At 53.7% G+C, this 5,163-nt stretch carries 8 protein-coding genes; 1 reads left to right on the top strand and 7 read right to left on the bottom strand.

Annotated elements, in window-relative coordinates:
• Nucleotides 1-120: 120 nt before the first annotated feature.
• The 6 genes from HQL52_19820 to HQL52_19845 form a co-directional block, all read right to left on the bottom strand.
• On the bottom strand, nt 121-582 hold the full coding sequence (locus HQL52_19820) for a DNA-directed RNA polymerase subunit omega (protein MBF0371691.1): 462 nt from the start codon (nt 580-582) through the stop codon (nt 121-123).
• Nucleotides 570-1,019 (bottom strand): response regulator, encoded by a 450-nt coding sequence (locus tag HQL52_19825; GenBank protein MBF0371692.1) that lies wholly within the window; start codon nt 1,017-1,019, stop codon nt 570-572. Before HQL52_19825 ends, HQL52_19820 begins: the two co-directional genes overlap by 13 nt.
• Nucleotides 1,020-1,130: 111 nt before the next feature.
• The gene (locus tag HQL52_19830) at nt 1,131-2,063 is read right to left on the bottom strand and encodes a CDP-alcohol phosphatidyltransferase family protein (GenBank protein MBF0371693.1); all 933 of its coding nucleotides are present in this window, start codon (nt 2,061-2,063) and stop codon (nt 1,131-1,133) included.
• A 41-nt stretch (nt 2,064-2,104) separates the two neighbouring features.
• On the bottom strand, nt 2,105-2,917 hold the full coding sequence (locus HQL52_19835; protein MBF0371694.1) for an N-formylglutamate amidohydrolase: 813 nt from the start codon (nt 2,915-2,917) through the stop codon (nt 2,105-2,107).
• Between the two features lie 76 nt (nt 2,918-2,993).
• Nucleotides 2,994-3,185: a hypothetical protein gene (locus HQL52_19840; protein ID MBF0371695.1), complete on the bottom strand. Its 192-nt coding sequence runs from the start codon at nt 3,183-3,185 to the stop codon at nt 2,994-2,996.
• A 67-nt stretch (nt 3,186-3,252) separates the two neighbouring features.
• Nucleotides 3,253-3,522, bottom strand: a complete 270-nt coding sequence (locus HQL52_19845; protein MBF0371696.1) for a hypothetical protein — start codon at nt 3,520-3,522, stop codon at nt 3,253-3,255.
• A 212-nt stretch (nt 3,523-3,734) separates the two neighbouring features.
• Between HQL52_19845 and HQL52_19850 the strand changes: the two genes are divergently transcribed.
• The gene (locus HQL52_19850) at nt 3,735-4,595 is read left to right on the top strand and encodes a LysR family transcriptional regulator (protein ID MBF0371697.1); all 861 of its coding nucleotides are present in this window, start codon (nt 3,735-3,737) and stop codon (nt 4,593-4,595) included.
• Nucleotides 4,596-4,813: 218 nt separating this feature from the next.
• Here HQL52_19850 and HQL52_19855 read toward each other — a convergent pair whose 3' ends face one another.
• Nucleotides 4,814-5,029: a hypothetical protein gene (locus HQL52_19855; GenBank protein MBF0371698.1), complete on the bottom strand. Its 216-nt coding sequence runs from the start codon at nt 5,027-5,029 to the stop codon at nt 4,814-4,816.
• Nucleotides 5,030-5,163: the final 134 nt, after the last annotated feature.

The following is a 5,163-nucleotide window of genomic DNA, read 5'->3' on the forward strand; positions in this document are numbered from 1 at the left end:
GGTGAATGGGTTGCCCAACGAACATTTTCGAACCTAGGAATATCCTACATCTGTCAGATCAAGTCTTGGCAAGTACACCCCCTTAAGAGACAACAAACCCAATGGCCTTTCAATAAGCCGTCACCCCCAATCCTCCAAAGACTCCAACGCGTCATCACTGGGGCCGCCATGGATAAGATGGTCGGCGTCGTCCAGATCTTCGGGGTTGAACTCCGTTTCTTCCTCTTCGCGATCTCCGTCATCCCCTTCTTCTCTTGATGAATCGTCATTTTCCTCATCAAGATGCAGGCTGCGCGTTCGTGGATTTGCAGAGCCGATTTCACTTTCAGGCAAGGCTTCCTCGTCATTTTCACCCCTGCCTTTATCTCTGTATTTTTGGCGCATTGCCTCCTGGAGAGCGTTGACATCGATGGTTCCTTCGGCGATTTCCCGTAAGGCCAACACCGTATTCTTGTCCTTGTCCACCGGAAGGGTGGGTTGAGCACCGGCGGAGAGTTCCCGAACCCGTTGGGCTGCGACAATCACAAGGTCGAACCTGTCAGGCAATTTCCTGAGACAATCTTCAACGGTTACGCGCGCCATCCGGACACCTCATAATCCGTCTCACTCCTTCCAAATCGCTTCGAGGCGACAATAGAAGGTGTGGGTTGGCCACCCAGCGCCGCTTTCACCACACTTCGCAGATTCTCCACTGAAACCGGTTTCGAGAAAGCCGCGAAGGCACCCTTGCACTTGGCCAACATCAGGGAAAGTTCTTCCGACATGCGTTGATATCCTCTGGATAGAGCAATAATTTGGACGTTGTCACCGCGATGCCGCAAGACCGAAATCAACTCCAAGCCGTTCATGCCCGGCAAATAGATTTCCGTAACGATCAGATCGGCAGGGTGTTTGGTATGCAGGGACAGTCCCTCCCGTGCGTTGACTGCCCAACGCACACGATGACCGTCCCAGGACAAAAGTGCGCAGATGCGCTTTCCGAGTGCTTCATCGTCATCTACCACCAGTATCTCAGCCATTTGTTTTGGTCACCGAAATCACATGTCTCGCTCTTCGCAAGCCATGGCAGGCAAAGGGCATCATTGCGCAAAACCGCCATATGCTTTTTGGAATCCCGTAAACAGTATCCATCAGAGCGCTCCTGGTTTGGCATCCACAGAATCACCAGCCATAGAGTTGGGTATCGCGCCCATGGATTGACCGGGAACCATGGCGGACACAGGGTTGGCGGTCATGACCCCGACATTTCCGGCCTGATGGGAAACGACCGGATCCAACAGAGGATCCATTGGATCCAGCGCCGCGTTGATGGCAACAGGTTCTTTAAGCGCTTGTCCGGATTCGGCACCCGATCCGAGTTCGTGGAACAGATCCCGGTTGTCCCACCAGTAAAAGGCCGCCGATCCCGTATGCGCCACCAGTGCCAGGATCACATAGACAACGCCGTAGTATTCGGCCAATCCCATGGAATCGGGTCTCAGCAGGAACACCACAGCCAGAGTGACCAGAGAAGCCCGCATGGCTATCGTATGTTCCCGTGACGGGTCGAACATGAACTTGAATAAAAACCAGTACATCCCGATGGCAACGAGGCATGCGATCCCCCATTCTCCGGAAACCTCTTGCATGAAATAGAGGCCGGCCAGGGGCACGGATACCAGGTCAGCCTTCACCTTGGCGAGGATGGAGGCTGAAATGACCCTGTTGTTGGCGGCCGCATAATTCTTTATGAATGCCGCGAGCGCCGAAACCACGACAAAAACAAACAAAAACCATAAAGGGATCAAACCGGCATCGATCATCAGGATGGTCAGGGCCGTATAGCTGATCTGGTCCACCACCGGATCGAAATAGATGCCGAACATCGTTGAAAGATTGTGCCTGCGGGCCACCACCCCATCCCATGCATCGGCTGCGAAGATAAAAATAAAGCCCGCGCATATGAGCCAGCGGGCGATGGTGTAATCGGTGAGGAACCAGGCGGTGAACAGCGCTACGGTCAGAAAAAGACGCAGAGTGGTGATTTGATTCGGGGTCAGCAACGGACCATGTTTTTTTTTCATATCGCCTCCATTTCGATAGGCGTGTTTTGACGGGTTGAAGCTTACGGCCTCATTTCCTCAAGTTCTTCAAGAATGCCGGGAACAACCGCCCTAAGCGCCCTGGCATAGGCATCGAACGCAACCGGGTAGAGCATTCCGGTCCACTCATCCATAAAGATCTTCTTTATATCCACTGAGATAACGCAGCCGGATGTGGGATAGTTGCGATGAACCCAGTTGGGAAACTCTCCACCTGTGAACCGAACGTTTTCCCGGACATCCAGCTTGCGGCCCAAACAGTCAAAGGCCTTGAGGTCTCTGATGAAGCGGTCTACGAGCGGCCCCCATAAATTCCGGTCCATGGTTCCGGTGCCGATATTGACATCGGGATTCTCTTCGGCTGGCGCCGGCGGGGCATCCGGCCCGGATCGCCGGTGGTTGTACGCATGGAGATCAAGAACCACAAACCGCCCCCATTGGGACTCAATCCGATCAAACCACCGCTTGACCTCCACATAGAACGCGTCGTGATAGGCCCTCAGTTCCCGTTCAAGTTCAACGGGAGGGGTCTTTTCCCAGACCTCCAAACCCCAAGCATCTTCCGGCGCCATGTATATGGCCTTGTGATGAGGCTGGTTCAGATCACACAGGAAGCGTGATCGGCGAACCACAAGACGGTTGGGAACAGCTACCGTCCATTCTCCCGTGTAGGGATCCTCTTCACGAAGACGCTCCTCTTCAGTGACGGCCATCAGATTCGCCAACTCCAGGGGAACCAAATGACCACTGTGCAGCGCTACTGCGATCAATGGACTGTCGCCTTCATGCCTTTCCCATCCTGGAATCGCATTGTCACCCGCAACCAAGCCGTGCATTTCAGTTCCTTGATAGAGAGAAAAGGTGGGCGGGCTTTGGCATGCCGACCTGCCTTACGGTTGAAAAGCGCTGTTTTCAAAGCGCCGTTTGCGCTTCCGTTCCCTGGGAGGCGGTATCTTTGGACTGGTTGGTCGCAGCCTTTTTCTTCCCGTTCTTTTTCCCGGACTTGGCTTTGGCCTTCTTCTCCTCAGTAGCTGGCGTTTTCACCTTTTTGTTGGTCTTGTCCTCGCCGTTGCCTTTCTTCGACTTTTTGGCTTTCTTTCCCATACTCGCCTCCAGTGATGTTTGTTGCGCACCTATATTAAAGAGACTCAGCGTTCTCCGGGAGATTGCACTAGTAACTGGAACCGGGCTCCATATCCTGCTCACTGTACTCATCCTGACCAGTCGGTTCTTCTGGAGCTTCTCCAAACCCTGAAAGACAATCAGCGACATAGCGCTCCAGATCGTCTACGGGAACCTGGTCTTCATCCGCCCACTTTCTACAGGTGGCCTCGTGTTGGTTTTGGTCATCCGCATCCTCGGAATGCGATTCGGCCAGCGTGGGACCGGCAACCAGAAGAGAAAATCCAAGCCCAACCACCCCCAAAAACAGCTTTTTCATTGTGGCGCCCCTTTGCGTGTTGATGTAAAAAAGTGATCGATACAGATTTCCAGACATCGTATACGCCCATGGCCATAGGCTTGTAAAATGCAATATTTTAGCGGCCACGATGGAATTTTTTTGATGATTTAATTCCAAGGTTACGACAAACATTTTTGATCGACAGAAGGAGGCGCCTTCTGCCCGATCAGCGGGAAATCAAGGATTTGGACATGGATATCGACCTGCTGAGAACCTTCATGGAGGTGCAACGGACACGGCATTTCGGGCGAGCTTCGAAGAGCCTATTCGTCACCCAATCCGCCGTCAGTTCCCGTGTCCGGCTTCTGGAGGAGATGGTGGGCGCAACCTTGTTCACCCGAACCAGAAACGACATTCAGCTGACGTCCGCCGGGAAACGTCTGTTGAAAACCGCCGAGACCATTCTGCACCTGTGGGAGGAAACCAAGGGCACCATCAACCTGATCGAAGAGGACCAGCAGATGCTGGTGGTTGGGGGAATCACCAGTCTCTGGGATATTTTTTTGCAGAACTGGGTTGTGACCTTGCGGGAGAAGATGCCGAACATGGCCTTGCGTTGTGAACATCACAGTGGGGAAGGGCTGACTCAGGGTCTGCTTGCTCGCACCCTGGATGTGGGGTTCATGTTCGAACCGCCTCAGACGCCGGAACTCAAGGTGCGGGAGATCACTCCGGTGGAGTTGATGATGGTCTCGACGCGCCCAGGCCTTTCTGTAAAGGAAGCGTTGGCAGGCCCCTACATCATGGTGGACTGGGGACTATCGTTTTCCGTGGCGCACGCCCGCTGGTTTCCCGAGTTGCCGCCACCGGAAATCCAAGTGGATCGAGGCCGCATGGCGTTGGATTTTCTGACGGAGTTCAACGGCTCGGCCTTTCTCGCCGATATCATGATCGAGGAGCAACTCGCCCGGAAAGAGCTGTTTCCAGTCGAAGAGGCCCCGGTTTTTAAACGTCTGGCTTATGCGGTCTTCTCCTCCAAAAGGGATATTCAGACCCTGGTGGAGCAGGCCTTGACCTATCTGGTGGAGGAAACCCTCCCATCGGATGGATGAGTGAGCGTGACCAAAACGTAACCTGTCTATTCCGTAAACCTCGTATGGCCCAATTTGGGGTGCCAACCCAGGGATCCTGCGCCACATTTTTCTGGACGTAGCTACAGATTTTCGGGACAATTTGGGCAGGCGGTAAGATCTCCAGTCCCTGGCACACCCTTTCTACCGTGAAGTGGGCAGGAGAAAACGGAACCTTCACCAAGCCAAGGCTTTGGCATTCAGGAATCAATAAAATGTTCCAACGTCCGGGTGAATAGACCAAGCCGGGTCAGATTGGCCATATTGGAACGGAAATGGGTCGAGTCATGTCGCTGCCGGGAGGTGTTCAGTCCTAGCGTCTCAATGATCCGGTCCGTCACCTCGTCGAATGTCGCCCCAACCGCTTCCGATCCCACTACCCGCGCCCGGAAATATTCCAGGGTGCGCAATGCCATTCCTGTCTCTTCCAGGGTGACTCCCAAGGCATAGTGAAACTGCAGATCAAACCGGAACGTAACTATTCAGCACCCTGCCGCAAATAAGACTTGACAGCCTTTTTGGTCTGAAAATGTTTTACTGACTTCGTAGA

It is taken from the genome of Magnetococcales bacterium (assembly GCA_015232395.1).
Taxonomy (GTDB): Bacteria; Pseudomonadota; Magnetococcia; order Magnetococcales; family JADFZT01; genus JADFZT01.